This is a genomic window from Streptomyces sp. NPDC023541, from assembly GCF_055559995.1.
This window is the reverse complement of record NZ_JBVHJO010000004.1, coordinates 478464-496916: the sequence shown is the minus strand read 5'-3', so window position 1 is coordinate 496916 and position 18453 is coordinate 478464. Positions and strand designations below refer to the sequence as shown.

General features: G+C 70.0%; 18 protein-coding genes and 1 riboswitch. Of the genes, 9 read left to right on the top strand and 9 right to left on the bottom strand.

Features of this window, described 5'->3' with window-relative positions; genetic code table 11:
- Positions 1-40 precede the first annotated feature (40 nt).
- A riboswitch (cobalamin riboswitch) is annotated at positions 41-162 on the bottom strand.
- Positions 163-213: 51 nt separating this feature from the next.
- The gene (locus ACZ3X1_RS12770) at positions 214-711 is read right to left on the bottom strand and encodes a GNAT family N-acetyltransferase (RefSeq protein ID WP_467279229.1); all 498 of its coding nucleotides are present in this window, start codon (positions 709-711) and stop codon (positions 214-216) included.
- 78 nt (positions 712-789) lie between these two features.
- Between ACZ3X1_RS12770 and ACZ3X1_RS12765 the strand changes: the two genes are divergently transcribed.
- Positions 790-1377: a Uma2 family endonuclease gene (locus ACZ3X1_RS12765; RefSeq protein WP_467279225.1), complete on the top strand. Its 588-nt coding sequence runs from the start codon at positions 790-792 to the stop codon at positions 1375-1377.
- Between the two features lie 49 nt (positions 1378-1426).
- On the opposite strand, the gene ACZ3X1_RS12760 is transcribed toward ACZ3X1_RS12765, so the two are convergent.
- The 3 genes from ACZ3X1_RS12760 to ACZ3X1_RS12750 form a co-directional block, all read right to left on the bottom strand.
- Positions 1427-1624: a CstA-like transporter-associated (seleno)protein gene (locus ACZ3X1_RS12760; RefSeq protein ID WP_030016682.1), complete on the bottom strand. Its 198-nt coding sequence runs from the start codon at positions 1622-1624 to the stop codon at positions 1427-1429.
- The gene (locus ACZ3X1_RS12755) at positions 1621-3843 is read right to left on the bottom strand and encodes a carbon starvation CstA family protein (protein ID WP_467279223.1); all 2223 of its coding nucleotides are present in this window, start codon (positions 3841-3843) and stop codon (positions 1621-1623) included. The genes ACZ3X1_RS12760 and ACZ3X1_RS12755 overlap by 4 nt, the downstream gene beginning before the upstream one ends.
- Before the next feature lie 129 nt (positions 3844-3972).
- The gene (locus tag ACZ3X1_RS12750; RefSeq protein WP_356815421.1) at positions 3973-4737 is read right to left on the bottom strand and encodes a GntR family transcriptional regulator; all 765 of its coding nucleotides are present in this window, start codon (positions 4735-4737) and stop codon (positions 3973-3975) included.
- Positions 4738-5026: 289 nt separating this feature from the next.
- On the opposite strand from ACZ3X1_RS12750, the gene ACZ3X1_RS12745 reads away from it, so the two are divergent.
- The 4 genes from ACZ3X1_RS12745 (at position 5027) to ACZ3X1_RS12730 (ending at position 9857) form a co-directional block, all read left to right on the top strand.
- Complete coding sequence (locus ACZ3X1_RS12745; RefSeq protein ID WP_467279219.1) at positions 5027-6307, top strand: extracellular solute-binding protein; 1281 nt, start codon at positions 5027-5029, stop codon at positions 6305-6307.
- Between the two features lie 127 nt (positions 6308-6434).
- Positions 6435-7460, top strand: a complete 1026-nt coding sequence (locus ACZ3X1_RS12740) for a carbohydrate ABC transporter permease (RefSeq protein WP_362626200.1) — start codon at positions 6435-6437, stop codon at positions 7458-7460.
- Positions 7457-8347, top strand: coding sequence for a carbohydrate ABC transporter permease (locus tag ACZ3X1_RS12735; RefSeq protein WP_390077734.1), 891 nt, complete (start codon positions 7457-7459; stop codon positions 8345-8347). The genes ACZ3X1_RS12740 and ACZ3X1_RS12735 overlap by 4 nt, the downstream gene beginning before the upstream one ends.
- 7 nt (positions 8348-8354) lie before the next feature.
- On the top strand, positions 8355-9857 hold the full coding sequence (locus ACZ3X1_RS12730; protein WP_467279213.1) for a glycoside hydrolase family 3 protein: 1503 nt from the start codon (positions 8355-8357) through the stop codon (positions 9855-9857).
- A gap of 111 nt (positions 9858-9968) precedes the next feature.
- Here the strand turns inward: ACZ3X1_RS12730 and nagB are convergent, their stop codons facing one another.
- Positions 9969-10754, bottom strand: coding sequence for a glucosamine-6-phosphate deaminase (nagB, locus tag ACZ3X1_RS12725; RefSeq protein WP_467279210.1), 786 nt, complete (start codon positions 10752-10754; stop codon positions 9969-9971).
- Between the two features lie 258 nt (positions 10755-11012).
- On the opposite strand from nagB, the gene ACZ3X1_RS12720 reads away from it, so the two are divergent.
- The gene (locus tag ACZ3X1_RS12720) at positions 11013-11894 is read left to right on the top strand and encodes a leishmanolysin-related zinc metalloendopeptidase (protein WP_356815192.1); all 882 of its coding nucleotides are present in this window, start codon (positions 11013-11015) and stop codon (positions 11892-11894) included.
- Between the two features lie 3 nt (positions 11895-11897).
- Here the strand turns inward: ACZ3X1_RS12720 and ACZ3X1_RS12715 are convergent, their stop codons facing one another.
- A complete protein-coding gene (locus tag ACZ3X1_RS12715; RefSeq protein WP_362626188.1) occupies positions 11898-12659 on the bottom strand; it encodes an SDR family oxidoreductase in 762 nt (253 codons plus the stop codon).
- A gap of 83 nt (positions 12660-12742) precedes the next feature.
- Here ACZ3X1_RS12715 and ACZ3X1_RS12710 point away from each other — a divergent pair, with 83 nt between their 5' ends.
- Both ACZ3X1_RS12710 and ACZ3X1_RS12705 read left to right on the top strand, forming a co-directional pair.
- Positions 12743-13333, top strand: coding sequence for a TetR/AcrR family transcriptional regulator (locus tag ACZ3X1_RS12710; protein WP_467279206.1), 591 nt, complete (start codon positions 12743-12745; stop codon positions 13331-13333).
- 358 nt (positions 13334-13691) lie between these two features.
- Positions 13692-15161, top strand: coding sequence for a sensor histidine kinase (locus tag ACZ3X1_RS12705; protein ID WP_356815194.1), 1470 nt, complete (start codon positions 13692-13694; stop codon positions 15159-15161).
- Between the two features lie 171 nt (positions 15162-15332).
- Here ACZ3X1_RS12705 and ACZ3X1_RS12700 read toward each other — a convergent pair whose 3' ends face one another.
- Together ACZ3X1_RS12700 and ACZ3X1_RS12695 are read right to left on the bottom strand one after the other, a co-directional pair.
- Complete coding sequence (locus ACZ3X1_RS12700; RefSeq protein ID WP_003953983.1) at positions 15333-15590, bottom strand: WhiB family transcriptional regulator; 258 nt, start codon at positions 15588-15590, stop codon at positions 15333-15335.
- A gap of 324 nt (positions 15591-15914) precedes the next feature.
- Positions 15915-16880 carry a diacylglycerol/lipid kinase family protein gene (locus tag ACZ3X1_RS12695; RefSeq protein ID WP_362626607.1) on the bottom strand — a complete coding sequence of 322 codons (966 nt, stop codon included), beginning with the start codon at positions 16878-16880 and terminating at the stop codon, positions 15915-15917.
- A gap of 84 nt (positions 16881-16964) precedes the next feature.
- On the opposite strand from ACZ3X1_RS12695, the gene ACZ3X1_RS12690 reads away from it, so the two are divergent.
- On the top strand, positions 16965-17411 hold the full coding sequence (locus ACZ3X1_RS12690; protein WP_356815189.1) for a hypothetical protein: 447 nt from the start codon (positions 16965-16967) through the stop codon (positions 17409-17411).
- A gap of 24 nt (positions 17412-17435) precedes the next feature.
- Here ACZ3X1_RS12690 and ACZ3X1_RS12685 read toward each other — a convergent pair whose 3' ends face one another.
- Positions 17436-18440, bottom strand: a complete 1005-nt coding sequence (locus tag ACZ3X1_RS12685) for an RNA polymerase sigma factor SigF (protein WP_356815188.1) — start codon at positions 18438-18440, stop codon at positions 17436-17438.
- Between the last annotated feature and the right edge of the window lie 13 nt (positions 18441-18453).

Below are 18453 nucleotides of genomic sequence, written 5' to 3'. Positions count from 1 at the left end.
CCAACCGCGAGGCCCGGACGTGTCGGCACCCGGGTCGGTCGATCCGGGCGCGCTGACGGCAGGTCATCGGACTTGGTGTCCGGTTGCCGGACACTTCATACCGTTGCGGGACAGTTCCGGATTCCCACCGGATTCCCCTGCGGCGACAGCAGGCATGAGCATACATGTGGGGGCGGCCTTGTGCGGCAACCCCCACATGTAGTGTCGGCGTCGCTACAGCTTGAGTCGGTACGTCAGGAGTGTCAGGCCTTCGACGGGCGCCCAGTCACGCTCCGGAGTGCGTACGAAGCCCAGGCGCGCGTAGATCCGGTGGGCCCCCGCCATGCTGCGCTGGGTGGAGAGGACGACGCCCGTGACGCCCTCGACGGCCCGCGCCCGTTCGATGCACGCCCGCACCAGGGCCTCGCCGGCGCCCTGTCCGCGGGCCGCGTGGGCCACCGCGAGCATCCGGAACTCGGCCTCGTCCGGGCCTGCGATGTCGGCGAGCGGGCTGCCGGGTGCGGCGAAGGTCACCCCGCCGAGCACCTGCCCGTCGCGCTCGGCGACGAGCACCTCGGCCTGCGCGGCCCGGCCGGCCACGTCGCGCAGCACCTTCAGGTAGGCGTCGTCCTCGTTGAAGTCCAGGTGCCCGTCGGCGAGGTAGGCCCGCGCCGTGATCTCGCCCAGATCCGCGTAGTCGGCGGGCACCGCCGTTCTGATCACCATGTCCATGCGGTCGAGTGTGCAGGACGCCCGTCGGCGCCCGGCGCTATCGTCGGAGGCAGCACCGTCGAGGAAGGTGAGCGAGGCATGACCGTGATGGCCGACCGCCCCCACATGCTGACCGAGGACTTCGAGGCCGTGGCGCGCATAGCGGCCCGCGAGAGGGAGGGGACACGGCTGGAGTTCATCGACGGGGTGATCAGGAGTAAGGCAGTGCCGGACGGGGACCACGGGCGGATCATTCAGTGGCTGCTCAAGATCTGCATGCAGTCACGGCCGGATGACCTCTTCCTGCATCCAGGCCAGGGAATCAAGGTGGATCAGTACCGGACCGGTCGGGCCATCCCCGATGCGGTGCTGGCGCATCCGGATGCTTTCGTCGGGCAGGGCGACTGGGTCGACCCCGACCCGATCCTCATGGCTGTCGAGGTGACCTCGTGGGATTCGGACACCCACCGGCGGGATCACGTCGAGAAGCCCCGCGCGTACGCGGAGACCGGCATCCCCCTTTACCTGCTGATCGACCGGGCCAAGTGCGAGGTCTCCGTCTACAGCCAGCCCAACGGCCAGCGGTACGAGAGTATCCACATCGTGCCCTATGGGACGGACATCGCGTTGCCCGACCCCGTCGGCATCACCCTGCAGACCGAAGTCCTCAAGGACTGGGTGCGCTGAGCACACCGTAGGGCCCCGCCGCGTCGTGCGGCGGGGCCCTACGTGTGTGTCAGCAGCAGCGGAAGCCCTCGCGGGGGTCGGCCTCGCGGGCGTCGGTGCGGGCGCGTTCGAAGGCGCGGCGGGTGAGGACCTCCGCGTCCGGGTCGTGGGAGCGGGCATGGGCGACGTACCGGTCGTACGCGGCCTCCCCGGAGAACTCCCGTACGTAGAACCTGGCCCTGGCCAGCACGCTCCGTACGGTGCTCACCCCACCGGCTCCTTGACCTGCCCGCCGCCCAAATCGCGGTCGGCCGCGGCGGCGAGCTGGGCGCGCTCCTCGGCGGTCGCGATCAGGCCCGCCGGGGCGACGATCTTCGACTCGGTCCACGGGACCTCGGAGAGCTTCGCCGACCCCGGGTCGCGTACAGCCTTGAGGCAGGTGCGGAGCGCGTCCGCGAGGACCACGATGATCAGCACCGCGAAGAGGGCGCACAGCACGCCGTCCACCGTGGCGTTGGTGACGATCGTGTGCATGTCGTCCATGTTCTTGGCCGGGGCCAGGACCTTGTCGGCGTCGATGCCCGCCTGGTATTTGTCGCGCTGGGCGAAGAAGCCGACCTTCACGTCCTCGGAGAAGACCTTCTGGTAGCTGGCGGTGAGGGTCACCGTGGCGTCCCAGACCAGCGGGACGCCCGTCACCCAGGCCCACTTGAGCCGGCCGGACTTCACCAGCAGCGTGGTGCAGACGGCCAGCGCGACCGCGGCCAGCAGCTGGTTGGCGATGCCGAAGAGCGGGAAGAGCTGGTTGATGCCGCCCAGCGGGTCCTTGATGCCGACCCACAGGAAGTAGCCCCACGCGCCGACCACGATCGCGCTCGCGAACCACACGCCGGGCTTCCAGCTGACGTCCTTGAAGGACTTGTGGACGTTGCCGAGGGTGTCCTGGAGCATGAACCGGCCCACGCGGGTGCCGGCGTCGAGCGTCGTCAGGATGAAGAGCGCCTCGAACATGATCGCGAAGTGGTACCAGAACGCCTTCATCCCGGTGCCGCCGATGACGGAGGAGAAGATCTCCGACATTCCGAGTGCGAAGGTCGGCGCGCCGCCGGTACGGGACAGCAGGCTGGCTTCCTCGACGTCCTTGGCGGCCTGGGTGAGCGCCTCGGGCGAGATGGCGAAGCCGAAGTTCGTCACCGCCTGAGAGGCGGACTCGACGGTGGTGCCGATGACCCCGCCGGGGGAGTTGACGGCGAAGAAGAGGCCGGGCTCGATGATGCAGGCCGCGATGATCGCCATGACGGCGACGAAGGACTCGGTCAGCATGGCGCCGTAGCCGATCATGCGGACCTGGGTCTCCTTCTGGATCATCTTCGGGGTGGTGCCCGAGGAGACCAGGGCGTGGAAGCCCGAGAGCGCGCCGCACGCGATGGTGATGAAGACGAACGGAAACATCGACCCGGCGAAGACCGGGCCGTCGCCGCGGGCCGCGAAGTCGGTGACCGACGGCATCTTCAGCGTCGGCATCGCGACCACCACGCCGATCGCGAGGAGCGCGATGGTGCCGACCTTCATGAAGGTGGACAGGTAGTCCCGGGGCGCGAGCAGCATCCACACCGGGAGGACCGACGCCAGGAAGCCGTACACCACCATCCAGATGACGAGCGTCTCCTTCTCCAGGGTGAAGGTCCCGGCGAAGGAGGACTCGGCGACCCAGCCGCCCGCGACGATGGCGAGCAGCAGCAGGGCGACGCCGATGAGGGAGACCTCGGTGACCCGGCCCGGCCGCAGGACGCGCAGGTAGAAGCCCATGAAGACGGCGATAGGGATGGTCATGCCGATGGAGAAGACACCCCAGGGGGAGTGCGCCAGGGCGTTGACGATGACCAGTGCCAGCACCGCCAGCAGGATGATCATGATGGCGAACACGGCGACCAGGGCGGCGGCTCCGCCCACGGGGCCGATCTCGTCCCGCGCCATCTGGCCGAGCGAACGGCCGTCGCGGCGGGTGGAGAAGAACAGCGTCACCATGTCCTGGACGGCGCCGGCGAAGATCACGCCCGCGACGATCCAGATGGTCCCGGGCAAGTAGCCCATCTGCGCGGCGAGGACGGGTCCGACGAGCGGTCCGGCGCCGGCGACGGCGGCGAAGTGGTGGCCGAAGAGCACCCGGCGGTCGGTGGGATGGAAGTCGACACCGTTGTCAAGGCGTTCGGCGGGGGTGGCCCGCGTCGCGTCGACCTTCAGCACGCGCTGCGAGATGAAGCGGGCGTAGAAGCGGTAGGCGATGGCGTACGAGCCCAGCGCGGCGGCGAGCAGCCAGGCCGCGGAGATCTCCTCGCCGCGCGAGAGCGCCAGCACGCCCCAGCCGATGGCGCCGACGAGCCCGACGAGCACCCACACGGCGATGGACTTGGGGGAGGGCGAGCCCGATGGGGTCTCCGGACTCGCCGTGTCCCGTTGTGTCCCTGTTGCTTCCGGTTCAGGCATGACCTCTCGTCCCCTCGTCGATCATCTGCGTAAGCAGGCGGAATCTACGGGGGATTGGCTGGTGAACGTAAGACCCCGACCGCATTCCGGTCGCGGGGATCCGCTACGCGGGGGGCCGGGGGAGGTGCCTCAGGCGGCGGGGCGCTTGAGCCTGGCGACGAACTTGTAGCGGTCGCCGCGGTACACCGATCGCACCCACTCCACCGGTTCGCCGTCGGCGTCCAGCGAGTGCCGGGACAGCATCAGCATCGGCAGCCCGACGTCGGTGCCGAGCAGGCCCGCCTCGCGCGGGGTGGCCAGGGAGGTCTCGATGGTCTCCTCGGCCTCCGCGAGGTGGACGTCGTACACCTCGGCGAGGGCCGTGTAGAGGGAGGTGTACTTGGCGAGCGACCGGCGCAGCGCGGGGAAGCGCTTGGCCGAAAGGTGGGTGGTCTCGATGGCCATCGGCTCTCCGCTGGCCAGCCGCAGGCGCTCGATGCGCAGCACCCGCCCACCGGTGTTGATCTTGAGCAGTCCGGCAAGGGTGTCGTCGGCGGTCACGTAGCCGATGTCGAGGAGCTGTGAGGTCGGCTCCAGGCCCTGGGCCCGCATGTCTTCCGTGTAGGAGGTCAGTTGCAGGGCCTGCGAGACCTTGGGCTTGGCGACGAAGGTGCCTTTGCCCTGGATCCGCTCCAGTCGTCCCTCGACGACCAGCTCTTGGAGGGCTTGGCGGACCGTGGTGCGCGAGGTGTCGAATTCGGCCGCGAGCGTGCGCTCCGGCGGTACCGGGGTGCCGGGCGGCAGCGTCTCGGTCATGTCGAGCAAGTGCCGCTTGAGTCGGTAGTACTTGGGTACACGCGCCGTGCGAGTGACTGCCCCGCCGTCCGGCTCCGTGAGTGCCCCTTCGGTGGCCATCGCCGCCCGCCTTCCCGACTCCAGTTTCGCTGCCGTCACCGGCTCCTCCGATATGTGCGGTCACATGGTGACACGGCTGGGGGGACAGGCCTTCTCTCTCCCCAGGTGTCGGTCCGATAACGGACGGGACACCCGTTCATTAGACCCTTGACACCCCTAAAGGTCTAGGCCAAGCTCCAGCTACTGGTCTACACCAATATGGATCAGATCCCAGCCCCACGGCAGTACTTCGCGTATGTCACCGCGGCGGGCAAGGGAAGTGCAGGCAGGCATCCCTGAGGAGGGTGGCGTGAAGCGCAAGCTCATCGCGGCGGTCGGTGTCGCGGGCATGATGGTCGGACTCGCGGCGTGTGGCAATGGGGACGACGACAAGGCCAAGGCCGACGCGGGTCCCAAGGAGATCACCGTCTGGGTCATGGACGGCTCCGCGCCGAAGGCCTGGATCGACGAGGTCAACAAGGAGTTCTCGGCCAAGCACCCCGGTGTGACGGTCAAGGTCGAGGAGCAGAAGTGGACCGGCATCCAGGAGAAGGTCACCACGGCCCTCTCCGAGAACAACCCTCCGGACGTCCTCGAGCTCGGCAACACCCAGACCGCCGGCTACGCGGTCACCGGCGGTCTCGCCGACCTCACCAAGGAGAAGGCCCAGCTCGGCGCTGACGCCTGGCAGAAGAGCATGCTCGCCTCGGCCGAGGTCGACGGCAAGCTCTACTCCGCCCCCTGGTACGCCGCCAACCGCGTCGTCATCTACGACAAGAAGGCCTTCGCGAAGGCCGGCGTCACCCCGCCCACCACCCGCGACGAGTGGATCGCCGGCCTGGAGAAGCTGAAGGCGGCCGACCCGGCCACCCAGCCCATCTACCTGCCCGGCCAGAGCTGGTACGTCCTCGCGGGTCTCATCTGGGACGAGGGCGGCGACCTCGCCGTCAAGGACGGCGCCAAGTGGAAGGGCGGCCTCGGCACCCCGCAGGCCGGCGCCGCGATGGAGTTCTACAAGAAGATCCAGTCCTACTCCACCGCCCCCAAGGACAAGGACGAGGCCAACCCGCAGCAGTCCACCGACATCGTCCCCAAGGGCGGCGTCGCCTCCTGGATCGGTCTCGGCTGGGAGGCCGGCGGTGCCGAGAAGGCCCTGAAGGCCGCGGGCAAGGAAGCCGACTTCGGCTACTTCCCGATCCCGGGCAAGACCGCCGACAAGACCAGCACCGTCTTCCTCGGCGGCTCGAACCTCGCCGTCGCCGAGCGCTCCAAGAACAAGGAGCTCGCCAAGGAGTGGCTGGCCCTCGCCGCAGGCAAGGACCAGATGACCAAGTACGCCGCCGAGACCAAGGGCGCGCTGCTGCCGAACCAGGCCGCCGCCAACTTCACCCCGGCCGCGGGTTCCTTCGCCGAGGCCATGGGCAAGGCCGGCGTCAACGGCAAGATCACCCCGGTCACCGCGGGCTGGGCGAACGTCGAGACCGAGCCGAACCCCATCAAGGAGTTCATGACCAAGGTCCTCAAGGGTGAGGACGCGGCCAAGGCCGGCGCGGACGCGGACGCCGAGATCGCCAAGCGCATCAACAAGTAGTCCCGCCCCGCAGTACCCGCACCACCCAGCAGTGTGAACGCACCGGGGAGCGCGGCAGGTGCCCGGACACCCGCCGCGCCCCCGGTCGCGCATTTGACTCCACAGTCAACCGCGAGGAAGCCAAGCCATGACCGTGCACTCCCAGGGAGCGGTGACCAGCGCTCCACAGGACGCACCACCGAAGTCCGCCGGACTGCCCGAGACGCCGGCCCCAGCAACCGGCCCCGGCCCCGGCGCCAGGCCGCCTCGCGGGAGCGGGAAGTCGCTCCCCACCGGGTGGCTGCCCTACCTGCTGGTCGCGCCCGCGGTGCTCGCCCTCGCGACGCTCCTGCTGTACCCGCTGATCAAGAACGTGATCCTGTCCCTCCAGGACATCAACAAGATCGAGTTCATCCAGCGGAAGTACCCCTTCGCGGGATTCGACAACTACACCGAACTGCTCGGCGACCCGGACTTCTGGACCGTCGTCGTCCGCAGCTTCGCCTTCACCCTGGCCAACGTCGCGCTGATCATGGTGCTGGGCAGCCTCATCGGCATCCTGCTCAACAAGCTCGGCAAGAAGATGCGCCTGGTCCTCTCGATGGCGCTGGTGATGGCCTGGGCCATGCCGATCGTCGCCTCGGTGCAGGTCTTCCGGTGGCTGTTCGACGAGCAGTTCGGCGTCATGAACTGGGTCATGCGCACCGCCGGCTTCTCCGGCTACGAACAGCACAACTGGATGGAGACCGGCCTCTCCACCATGGTGATCGTCACGATCCTGGTGGTCTGGGGCTCCATCCCCTTCGTCGCCCTCAACATGTACGCCGGCCTCACCACGGTCGGCGCCGAGCTGTACGAGGCCGCCCGCATGGACGGCGCCAACGGCTGGCAGACCTTCTGGAAGATCGTCTTCCCGAACCTGAAGCCCTTCTTCCTCATCACCACCTTCCTGGAGGTGATCTGGGTGTTCAAGGCCTTCACCCAGGTCTACGCGATGAACAAGGGCGGCCCGGACCGCGCTTCCGAGATCCTGCCGGTCTTCGCCTACGTCGAGGGCCAGAGCCAGGCCCACTACGGCCTCGCCGCCGCGATCTCCGTCCTGACGATCGTGATCCTCGTGATCGTCATGTCCTTCTACTTCCGCCTGATCCTGAAGCAGGAGGAGGAGCAGTGAGCACGACCACCGCCCCGGAGCCCGCGGCTCCCGAGAGGCCCGCACAGCAGCTCCGCACCCGCCGCCCGGTGCGACCCGCGGCCGTGGCCAAGAACCTCGGCGCCCTTCTGCTGGCCTTGGTCTTCGTCTTCCCCGTGTACTGGATGTTCTCGTCGGCCCTCAAGCCGTCCGACCAGATGCTCACGAAGGACCCGGTCTTCGTCTTCGCGCCGACGCTGGACAACTTCGGCAAGGCCACCGGGGTCCAGAACTTCTGGACGTACGTCACCAACAGCGTCCTGGTCACCGTCGGCGCCGTCCTGCTGGCCCTGCTCGTCGCCCTCGCCGCGAGCTTCGCCATCGCCCGGATGCGGTTCAAGGGACGCAAGGGCCTGGTCCTCACGGTGATGATGGCCCAGATGGCCCCCTGGGAGGTCATGGTCATCGCGATGTACATGATCGCCCGCGACGGGGAGATGCTGAACAGCCTCCCGCTGCTCACGGCCATCTACTTCGTGATGATCCTCCCCTTCACCATCTGGACCCTGCGCGGCTTCATCGCCGCCGTCCCGGTGACCCTGGAGGAGGCCGCCCAGATCGACGGCTGCACCCGCGGCCAGGCCTTCCGCAAGGTGATCTTCCCGCTGCTGGCCCCCGGCCTGATGTCCACCTCGCTCTTCGGCTTCATCACGGCCTGGAACGAGTTCGCCATGGTCCTGATCCTCAACAAGGACAAGACCGCGCAGACCCTGCCCCTGTGGCTGACCGAGTTCATGTCCGCCTTCGGCAACGACTGGGGCGCCACCATGGCCGCCTCCTCGCTCTTCGCGGTCCCGGTCCTGCTGATCTTCATCTTCCTCCAGCGCAAGGCCGTCGGCGGCATGACCGCCGGCGCCGTGAAGGGATGACGCCCCCATGACCGTCCTTGCGCACCGCGCCACCGCCTCCGACGAGGTGACCCGCGACGCCCTCGCCGTCCTCCAGCCCGGCTTCGAGGGCACCACCGCCCCCGCCTGGCTGCTCCGAAGGATCGGCGAAGGCCTCACCTCCGTGGGCCTGTTCGGCCGCAACATCGCCTCGCCCGGACAACTGGCCGCGCTGACAGCGCAGCTGCGCGCCGAACGCGACGACGTCCTCGTCGCCATCGACGAGGAGGGCGGCGACGTCACCCGCCTGGAGGTCCGGGGTGGTTCGTCCTTCCCCGGAAACCTGGCCCTCGGCGCCGTCGACGACACCGGCCTGACCCGGGACGTCGCCCGCGAGCTGGGCCGCCGCCTCGCCGAGTGCGGGGTCAACCTCAACTGGGCCCCCTCCGCCGACGTCAACTCCAACCCGGACAACCCGGTCATCGGCGTACGCTCCTTCGGCGCCGACACCCACCTCGCCGCCCGGCACACCGCCGCCTACGTCGAGGGGCTCCAGGCCGCCGGCGTCGCCGCGTGCACCAAGCACTTCCCGGGTCACGGCGACACCAACGTCGACTCCCACCACGCCCTGCCCCGCATCGACGTCGACCTCGACACCCTCGCCGCGCGGGAACTCGTACCGTTCAAGGCCGCCATCGAGGCCGGGACGAAGGCCGTGATGAGCGCCCACATCCTGGTGCCCGCCCTCGACCCGACCCGGCCGGCCACGCTCAGCCCGCAGATCCTGACCGGCCTGCTGCGCAAGGAGCTCGGCTACGAGGGCCTCATCGTCACCGACGGCATGGAGATGCACGCCATCGCCGGGACGTACGGGATGGAGCGCGGCTCGGTCCTGGCCGTCGCGGCGGGAGCCGACGCCATCTGCGTCGGAGGCGGACTCGCCGACGAGGCCACCGTCCTGCGGCTGCGCGACGCCCTGGTCGCGGCCGTACGGGAGGGCACGCTCCCCCAGGAGCGCCTCGCCGACGCGGCCGCCCGCGTCCGCGCGCTGGCCGCGTGGACCCGGGAGGCCCGGCCCGACGCGCGGCCGGAGGGGAGCCGCGCGTCCGGCATCGGCCTGACCGCCGCCCGCCGGGCCCTCGTCGTCACCGGTGTGGCCGGCCCGCTGACCGGCCCGTACGTCGCGACCCTCACCCCGGTCGCGAACATCGCGGTCGGCGACGAGACCCCGTGGGGCCCGGCCGCCGAGCTGGCCGAGCTGCTGCCGGACACGGTCTCGGACCTCTACCCGCAGGGCGCCACCGCCGCGCAGATCCTGGCGGCGGCGGGGGAGCGCACCGTGGTCGCGGTGGTCCGCGACACGCACCGCCACCCGTGGATGGCCGAGGTGCTGGACGCCCTGGTCGAGGCCCGGCCGGACACGGTGGTGGTCGAGATGGGGCTGCCGCGCGCCGAGCCGCGCGGGGCCCTGCACATCGCCACGCACGGTGCCGCGCGCGTCTGCGGACGCGCCGCCGCCGAGGTCGTCGCGGGGGCCGTCACGGCCATGTGACGCGCCGCGGAACCGGAGCCGGGCACCTGTCACAGGGGTGGTGCCCGGCTCCGCCGCGTACGAGGAAGGGCCGGGCCCCCGAGGGGAGCCCGGCCTTGGCCGTGCGGAGGCCTACAGACCCTGCCAGGACGGCTTGTTGGCGTAGGCGTGGCGGAAGTAGTCGGCCAGCTTGAGCTTCGAGGCGGCGGCCTCGTCCACGACGACGGTGGCGTGCCGGTGCAGTTGCAGCGCGGACGCCGGTACGAGAGCGGACAGCGGACCCTCGACGGTCTGCGCGACGGCCTCGGCCTTGCCCTCGCCGGTGGCCAGCAGCACCAGGTGGCGGGCGTCGAGGATGGTGCCGATGCCCTGGGTGATGACGTGGTGCGGCACCTGCTCCAGGTCGTCGTCGAAGAAGCGCGCGTTGTCCACGCGGGTCTGCTCCGTCAGCGTCTTGATGCGGGTGCGCGAGGCCAGGGACGAGCAGGGCTCGTTGAAGCCGATGTGCCCGTCCGTGCCGATGCCCAGCAGCTGCAGGTCGACGCCGCCGGCCTCGGCGAGGGCCCGGTCGTAGGCCTCGCAGGCGGCGACGAGGTCCTCGGCCGAACCGTCGGGGCCCATGAAGGAGGCCTCCGTCAGGCCGAGGGGCTCGACGACCTCGCGCAGGACGACGGCGCGGTAGGACTCGGGGTGGCCGGCCGGTAGGCCGACGTACTCGTCGAGCTGGCATATCCGGGCCGCGGAGGCGTCGACCGCCCCCGCCCCGACCTTGCGCGCGAGCGCCTCGTAGACGGGCAGCGGGGTAGAGCCGGTCGCCACGCCGAGCAGGGCGTCGGGCTTGCGGCGCACCAGGGCGGCCATGGCCTCCGCGATGAGCTCGCCGCCTGCCTTGGCGTCCGGGACGATGACAACTTCCACGCGGGGCCTGCCGATCTGGAGTGGGTGGTGTGGTATAGACCAATCTAGCAGAGGGGGGCCGGGTGCGGCGGGTCCCGCCGCTTTCCATGGTGATCCCGATCCCGCCCTCCGGCCTCCTGAGGGTCACCCGGGAGGCCGGTGCGGTGCACGGGGCCGCAGCCGGTCTGACCTGCGATTGGTTGCCCTGTCTACAACTCCTTTGTCGCATAGGGTGGCTTTGGTAGGTAAATCGTGCTATTTGCGATCGGAGTGGTAGTCATGGCCAGGAATCCGACCTACACCTTCGAGAGTTACAGAGCCGTGGCGAGCGCCACGCGCGCCGCCGATCTCGCGGAGACCACCTCCCCGTTCCAGATCGAGGTCCGCTTCATCGGAGGGCTGTCGAACAGCCAGAAGGACGTCTTCGCCGAGGCGGCCGAGCGCTGGGCACGGGTCATCGTCGGTGACCTGGAGACCGCGATCATCCGCGACTTCAGCGGCGAGGTGATCGTCGACGACATCCTGATCGACGCAGAAGGAGTGTTCCTCGACGGCGTCTTCGGCGTCCTCGGCGAGGCCGGGCCGCGCGTCTTCCGGCCCCAGACGGCGCTCGCCGGGGCGGGTCTCCCGGTGAAGGCCATCATGCGGTTCGACAAGGCCGACCTCGGCCAGATGGAAGACGACGGCTCACTGCTCGACGTCATCACCCACGAGATGGGTCACTGCCTGGGGGTCAGCGCATTCGTCTGGAGCGCCTTCGGCCTGCTGAAGGACTGGCCCCCGATCGTCATGCCGGGCAACCCCACCTTCGTCGGCCCGGGCGCCATGGCGGAGTTCGGCCTTCTCCGCGGTGAGGGGCAGCCCCTCCCGGTCCCGGTCGCGAACGTCGGCGGCCCGGGCAGCGCGGGCAGTCACTGGCGCGAGACGGTCTTCGGCAACGAGCTGATGTCGCCGACCATCGCCGCGGCAGGAAACCCGCTGAGCCGGCTGACCGCGGCGAGCCTCGGGGACATCGGCTACGAGGTCGACCTCGATGGCGCGGAGCCCTACGAACTGCCCGACCTCATGGCGATCGCGGCGGCCGGCGAAGGGCCGTCCCAGACCCCGCGGGGCATCGTGCTCCCGACCGTCCCCAGCTCCATCCCCTCCGAACGGCCCTGAAGACTAGGTCAGTGCCAACTGCAGGCCGCCCGTGGCGTCCAGGTGCTGGCCGGTGACCCAGCGGGAGTCCGCCGAGGCCAGGAAGGCCACCACGTCCGCCACCTCCTCCGCCGTGCCCACCCGGTGGAAGACCGAACGGGCGGCCAGGTGGGCCCGGGTCGCGGGGTCCCCGAGCAGGACCGCGTTCAGATCCGTCTCGGTGATCCCCGGCCCCACCGAGTTCACGGTGATCCCCCGCGGCGCCAGCTCGGCGGCCAGCGAGCGCGTCATGGCGTTCGCCGCGCCCTTCGCCATGACCGTCGCGAGGATCGCCGGCAGCGCGAGGTCCGGGGTGCCGGTCACGTTCACGATCCGGCCCCCGTCACGCAGCCGCGCCAGCCCGTGCTTGATCACGAAGAACGGCGCCTTGGCGTTCAGCGCGTGCGCCCGGTCGTAGGCCTCCTCGTCGGTGTCCGCGATCCCCGCGAAGGTCGCCGCCCCCGCGTTGTTCACGAGGATGTCCACCGCCTCCGTGTGCGCGGGGTGGGCCTCGTACGCCGCCCAGAGGGCCTGCGCGTCCCCCGGGACCCCCAGCTCGGCACCGATGGCGAAGGCCCGCCCGCCCGCCGCCCCGATCGCCGCGACGGTCTCCCCGGCCGCGGCCGCGTTGCGGCCGTAGTGCACCGCCACCAGTGCCCCGTCCCGCGCCAGCCGCTCCGCCACGGCCCGGCCGATGCCCCGGCTGCCGCCCGTGACCAGTGCCGTCTTTCCTTCGAGCACGCCCATGACGCGCCCCCCTCCACATTTGCTAGTGGTCGCTACAGAAAGGACCGTACCAGATTCCTTAGCGCCCGCTATAGAATGTGGGAATGGTGACCGGACAGCGCGGCAGGCCCCGCTCCTTCGACCGTGACGCCGCCCTGGACAAGGCGATGGCGGCCTTCTGGGAACGTGGCTACGAGGCGACCTCGATCTCCGACCTGACCACGTCGATCGGCATCAGCGCGCCCAGCCTCTACGCGGCCTTCGGCGACAAGCGCAAGCTCTTCGACGAGGTCGTCGTGGTGTACGGGAGCCGCTACGGCGACTTCGCCGCCGTGGCGCTGGCCGAGGAGCCCACCGCCCGCGCCGCCGTCGGGCGCATCCTGCGCGAGGCGGCCGAGGTCTACACCGACCCGGCCCACCCGCCGGGCTGCATGGTGATCAGCGCGGCCACCAACACCACCTCGGAGGAGGTGGCCCAGGCGCTGCGCGATCGCCGCAACGCCAACCTGGAGCTCTTCGAGAGCCGGATCCGCGCCGACATCGCCACCGGCGAGCTGCCCGCGGAGACGGACGCGCGGGCGCTGGCCCGGTACGCCGGAGCCGTGCTCCAGGGGATGTCCCAGCAGTCGCGCGACGGGGCGACCCGGAAAGAGCTGGAGGCGGTGGCGGAGCGCGCCCTGCTGGCCTGGCCGTGAAAAAGGCCCCGTAAATTCCTCTGGGCCACGGTGCAGGACGGGACCCTCAACCCGTCCGGCACCGTAGCCCGGAGTACTAACGGCCGTCAGGTGTGCGGTTCCCGGCGGCCGGTGAGAGGTGTCAGCGCGGTCAGGGCAGAGCGCGCGACCACCTCGATCCGTCCTCCTGTGCGGGGAGGGCGGAGACTCTAAGTCAATTCTGGACTAGACCATTCTGTTCTGTCCATCCAATGACGGTAGCGGGAAACCCGTCACTTCCTCCAACACTACGCGGCCCGCGCCCCTCCTGGATACTCCTGAGTACCGTCGTGGGGAAAGTCATCCTGCGTACCCGGGGTACGCTCGCAACGTGCCCTCCATGAACGACCTCGTACGCCAGCACACCGCTCTCGGAGAAACCGACCTGGAGTGGCTCCACCTGCTGGTCTCGGAGTGGCAGCTGCTCTCCGACCTCTCCTTCGCCGACCTCGTGCTGTGGGTGCCCACCCTCGACGGCAGCCGGTACGTCTCGGTCGCCCAGATGCGCCCCAACACCGGCCCCACCTCGTACCAGGACGACATGGTCGGCCACCTGGTGCCGCGAGGCCGCCGCCCGCTGCTGGACGCCGCGCTCGACGAGGGCCGCATCGTGCGCGAGGGCGACCCGGAGTGGCGCGAGGAGGTGCCGGTCCGCGTCGAGTCGATCCCCGTGCGCCGCGAGGGCCGCGTACTGGGAGTGATCGCCCGTAACACCAACCTGCTCACTGTGCGTACACCGAGCCGGCTGGAGCTGACCTACCTCCAGTCCGCCTCGGACCTCGCGCAGATGATCGCGGCGGGCTCCTTCCCCTTCCCCGGCCAGCAGGTCGACATGGACGCCTCCCCGCGGGTCGGGGACGGCCTGATCCGGCTCGACGCCGACGGCGTGGTCACCTACGCCTCCCCGAACGCGCTCTCCGCCTACCACCGCCTCGGCCTCGCCTCCGACCTGGTCGGCCAGGACCTCGGCGTGACCACCGCCGAACTCGCGCCCTCCCGCGGCCCGGTCGACGAGGCGCTGGTCAAGCTGGCCAGCGGCTGGGCCCCCCGGGAGACCGAGGTCGAGGGGAACGGCGGCGTCATCCAGCTGCGCGCCATCCCGCTGAAGCCGAAGGGCACCCGGATCGGCTCCCTGGTGCTCTGCCGCGACGTCACCGAACTGCGGCGTCGCGAACGTGAACTGATCACCAAGGACGCGACCATCCGGGAGATCCACCACCGGGTGAAGAACAACCTCCAGACCGTGGCCGCGCTGTTGCGGCTCCAGGCCCGCCGAATGGATTCTGCCCAGGGCCGCGAGGCGCTGAACGAGGCCGTGCGCCGCGTCGGTTCGATCGCGATCGTGCACGAGACGCTGTCTCAGAACCTCGACGAGCGGGTCGAGTTCGACGAGATCGCCGACCGCGTCATCGCGATGGTCTCGGAGATCTCGCCGGGCAAGGTCGACTGCCGGCGCACGGGCCGCTTCGGGATCCTCGACGCCGAGGTCGCCACCCCGCTGTCGATGGTGCTGACCGAGATCCTGCAGAACGCCCTGGAGCACGCCTTCACCCAGGGGGAGCGGGGCACCGTGGAAGTGGCCGCGCTGCGCAGCGGGACCGGCCGCAAGGACGGCCGGCTGCTGATCACCGTGCTCGACGACGGCAACGGCCTGCCCGAGGGCTTCGACCCCCAGCGGGCCGGCAACCTCGGACTGCAGATCGTACGGACGCTCGTGGAGGGCGAGCTCGGCGGCACCTTCGACATGGTCCGGGCCGAGCCGCGCGGCACCAAGGTCGTCCTCGACCTGCCGTCCAGCCCGCAGAAGTAGCAGCCGTTCGGTGACTCAGTGTCAAAGGTGGCCTGCGGGCCGCGGGTACGCAGCGTAGTCGCGGCACAGCACTGAGCCCCGGACCGAATGCTTCGGTCCGGGGCTCAAGAGCACGTTGCTGAGCGCTTTTCGGTTACTGCGCGCTGCGCGTCGAGGCTCGAAAGTCGTTTGTCAGGCGCTGGCGTTGCGCGCCCGGTTGCGAGCGGCGCGGCGCTTCATGGCGCGGCGCTCGTCCTCGCTGAGACCGCCCCAGACGCCGGAGTCCTGACCGGACTCGAGCGCCCACTGCAGGCACTGCTCCATGACGGGGCAACGGCGGCAGACGGCCTTGGCTTCCTCGATCTGCAGCAGCGCAGGACCGGTGTTGCCGATGGGGAAGAAGAGTTCCGGGTCTTCCTCGCGGCAAACGGCGTTGTGACGCCAGTCCATGGCTGCTCCATCTCCTTGTATTGCGGGCACTTTGCTTGTGAATGTGAACGCTTTCACGAATCCCCCCGTGAGGGAAGGGCGACCGCCCGGTTTCACGCGGGTGATCAGTCTGAGATTCGTGGAGGGGTTCTGGCGGTCTGTGTGGGTGCCGGGTCTTGCGGGCTGTCCCGATCGCCATGAAGAGATTCGCAAACCTCGGACGGGGATACAACCCCTTCCGGAAAGTTTTTTTTGATTCGTCGGTGTCTACTAGGTCACAGCCCTACATCGTGAGGGTGGACCGGCGTGTAAACGTTCGAGTGAAAGGCCTGCGGGCCCTTCCACTCACACAATCACACGCAGTGCACGGCGTACGCCTGTGAACCGAACGCTGGTGCGCAGTCCGAGGTGATCACCGTCCATCTGGAACGGGAGGGGAACCTTCGAATGCAAGGTGAAGTCGGTCAGATCGTGCAGAGACACCGCATGCTTGCCGTGCGGACCCCGCTCAGGAGTGGAGGTCAGGAGCTGTGTCGCGTACCGAGCGACGGCCGGAGTTGACAAACGGTTGAGTGCCAATACGTCAAGCGCAGTATCGAACGACGCCTCCGGAGAGGCGTAAAGCGGACGATTCCCCAGATACGTCCAAGGTGAGGTGTTGCACACTATCGACAGCACCAGGTCCGTCACCGGATCCGCGCCGGGGCGCTCCAGCGTCACCGTCCCGTGCCGGCGGTTGGGCTCCTCCCAGAACTGGCGCATCAGCTGTCGTACATACAGGGCATGCGTCGAACGCTTGCCGCGCTCGCGCTGCTGCTCGACCCGCCCCACGACACCCGCGTCGAAACCGAAGCCCGCGCAGAAGGTGAACCAGCGCGCCGGCACCGACTCGTCCTCCGTACCCGGAGTCCCCGCCGCCAGACCCAGGCCGACCGTCCGCTCACGCTCCTCACGCATCGCGTCCAGGAGCGCGCCCGTCGCCTCGACCGCGTCGTTCGGCAGCCCCAGGGCGCGGGCGAACACATTCGTGGAGCCGCCGGGGACCACCGCCAGCCGGGGGAGCCGGTCCGGATCGGGCCCGTTGTGCAGGAGCCCGTTCACCACCTCGTTGACCGTGCCGTCGCCGCCCAGGGCGACCACCAGGTCCAGCCCCTCGTGCGCGGCCTTGCGCCCCAGGTCCCGGGCGTGCCCGCGGTACTCGGTCGTGACCGCCTCCAGCTTCATCTCGCTGGCCAGGGCATGGATCAGGACGTCGCGCGTGCGCGCACTGGTGGTCGTCGCTGCTGGGTTGGCCACGAGAAGTGCACGCATGAGCGCCAGACTACCCACCCCTTCGCGAGCCGACCCTACTGCCCGTCCCCTCCGGCCTCCGGAGGGCGCCGCTACCCTGCAAGGGTGAGTAAGAAGCAGCCCGCGAACGCCCCCGCCCGCACCGTCGAAGCGCCCACCGCGCTGCCCCGCCGGCTCACCGCCGCGGCCGCCCTCACCGCCCTGGAGGGCCTGGCGCTCGCCGGCCTCGGCGTGTACATGCTGTTCGTCGGCATCGCCGGGGACCCCGACTCCCCGCAGCAGGCCGAGACGGGCGGCATCACCCTGCTCGCCCTCGCCGCGCTGCCGCTGATCGCCGCCCGCGGACTGCGCCTGGGCCGCCGCTGGAGCCGCGGCCCGGCACTGATCACCCAGCTGATGGCGCTTCCGGTGGCCTGGACGCTCTACACCACCGGCGGTGCCGTGACCGCCGCCGCCGCGGCCCTCGCGGTGGCAGCGGTGGCCGTCGTCGCACTCCTGGTGAACCCGACGGCGACCGAGGCGCTCGGCATCGGAGGGCCTTCCTCCTCCTGAGCCCCGCTCATTCCCGCGGTCCGCTCACTCCTCGACGAGGAGCTTCTCGCGGAGCTGGGCCAGGGTACGGGCCAGCAGACGGGAGACGTGCATCTGGGAGATGCCCACCTCCTGCGCGATCTGCGACTGCGTCATGTTGCCGAAGAACCGAAGCAGCAGGATCCGCTTCTCCCGCGGCGGCAGTCCCTCCAGCAGCGGCTTGAGGGACTCGCGGTACTCGACGCCCTCCAGGGCCTCGTCCTCCGCACCCAGGGTGTCCGCGACCGCCGGCGACTCGTCGTCGGTGTCCGGGACGTCCAGGGAGAGCGTGCTGTAGGCATTGGCCGATTCCAGCCCCTCCAGCACCTCCTCCTCGGAGATGCCCAGCCGCTCGGCCAGCTCGTGCACCGTCGGGGAGCGGCCGTGCTGCTGCGACAGCTCGGCCGTGGCAGTCGTCAGCGAGAGCCGCAGCTCCTGCAGGCGCCGGGGCACCCGCACGGCCCAGCCCTTGTCGCGGAAGTGGCGCTTGATCTCGCCGACCACCGTGGGCGTGGCGTACGTGGAAAACTCGACCCCGCGGTCAGGGTCGAACCGGTCCACCGACTTGATCAGGCCGATCGTCGCCACCTGGGTCAGGTCGTCCAGCGGCTCACCGCGGTTGCGGAAGCGCCGCGCCAGGTGCTCGACCAGGGGCAGGTGCATCCGAACCAGCCGGTTGCGCAGCTCCGCCTTCTCCACCGAGCCGTCGGGCAGCGCCCGCAGCTCGACGAACAGGGCCCGCGCGCTGCTGCGGTCGCGCGGATCGGGCAGCGCCGCAGGCGGCGGAGACACCGGGAACCCCGCCACCGGGGCCGGCGCAGCGGCCTCCGGTGGCTGTACCGGCTGTGATTGGTCCTGCTGGTTCTCGCTCATAGGGCCCGCCCGTCGCTCCGCCGAGTCCAAAAAGCCGTCTTCCGCATCCGCGTCAGCCGGGTGCGGCCGGGCGTGCTGCTGCTCCGGGATGCCGCCGTCGACCTCGTGCCGTACCCGGGGCCGATCCCCGCCCCGCACCGGGATCTCCCCG

Bases quoted from the DNA above. Each gene is read 5' to 3' on its own strand.
- ACZ3X1_RS12720 (WP_356815192.1), top strand. From the start codon at position 11,013: ATGGCCAGGAATCCGACCTACACCTTCGAGAGTTACAGAGCCGTGGCG.
- ACZ3X1_RS12730 (WP_467279213.1), top strand. From the start codon at position 8,355: ATGACCGTCCTTGCGCACCGCGCCACCGCCTCCGACGAGGTGACCCGC.
- ACZ3X1_RS12765 (WP_467279225.1), top strand. From the start codon at position 790: ATGACCGTGATGGCCGACCGCCCCCACATGCTGACCGAGGACTTCGAG.
- ACZ3X1_RS12705 (WP_356815194.1), top strand. From the start codon at position 13,692: ATGAACGACCTCGTACGCCAGCACACCGCTCTCGGAGAAACCGACCTG.
- ACZ3X1_RS12755 (WP_467279223.1), bottom strand. From the start codon at position 3,843: ATGCCTGAACCGGAAGCAACAGGGACACAACGGGACACGGCGAGTCCG.
- ACZ3X1_RS12740 (WP_362626200.1), top strand. From the start codon at position 6,435: ATGACCGTGCACTCCCAGGGAGCGGTGACCAGCGCTCCACAGGACGCA.
- ACZ3X1_RS12715 (WP_362626188.1), bottom strand. From the start codon at position 12,659: ATGGGCGTGCTCGAAGGAAAGACGGCACTGGTCACGGGCGGCAGCCGG.
- ACZ3X1_RS12710 (WP_467279206.1), top strand. From the start codon at position 12,743: ATGGTGACCGGACAGCGCGGCAGGCCCCGCTCCTTCGACCGTGACGCC.
- ACZ3X1_RS12695 (WP_362626607.1), bottom strand. From the start codon at position 16,880: ATGCGTGCACTTCTCGTGGCCAACCCAGCAGCGACGACCACCAGTGCG.
- ACZ3X1_RS12700 (WP_003953983.1), bottom strand. From the start codon at position 15,590: ATGGACTGGCGTCACAACGCCGTTTGCCGCGAGGAAGACCCGGAACTC.
- ACZ3X1_RS12770 (WP_467279229.1), bottom strand. From the start codon at position 711: ATGGACATGGTGATCAGAACGGCGGTGCCCGCCGACTACGCGGATCTG.
- ACZ3X1_RS12750 (WP_356815421.1), bottom strand. From the start codon at position 4,737: ATGGCCACCGAAGGGGCACTCACGGAGCCGGACGGCGGGGCAGTCACT.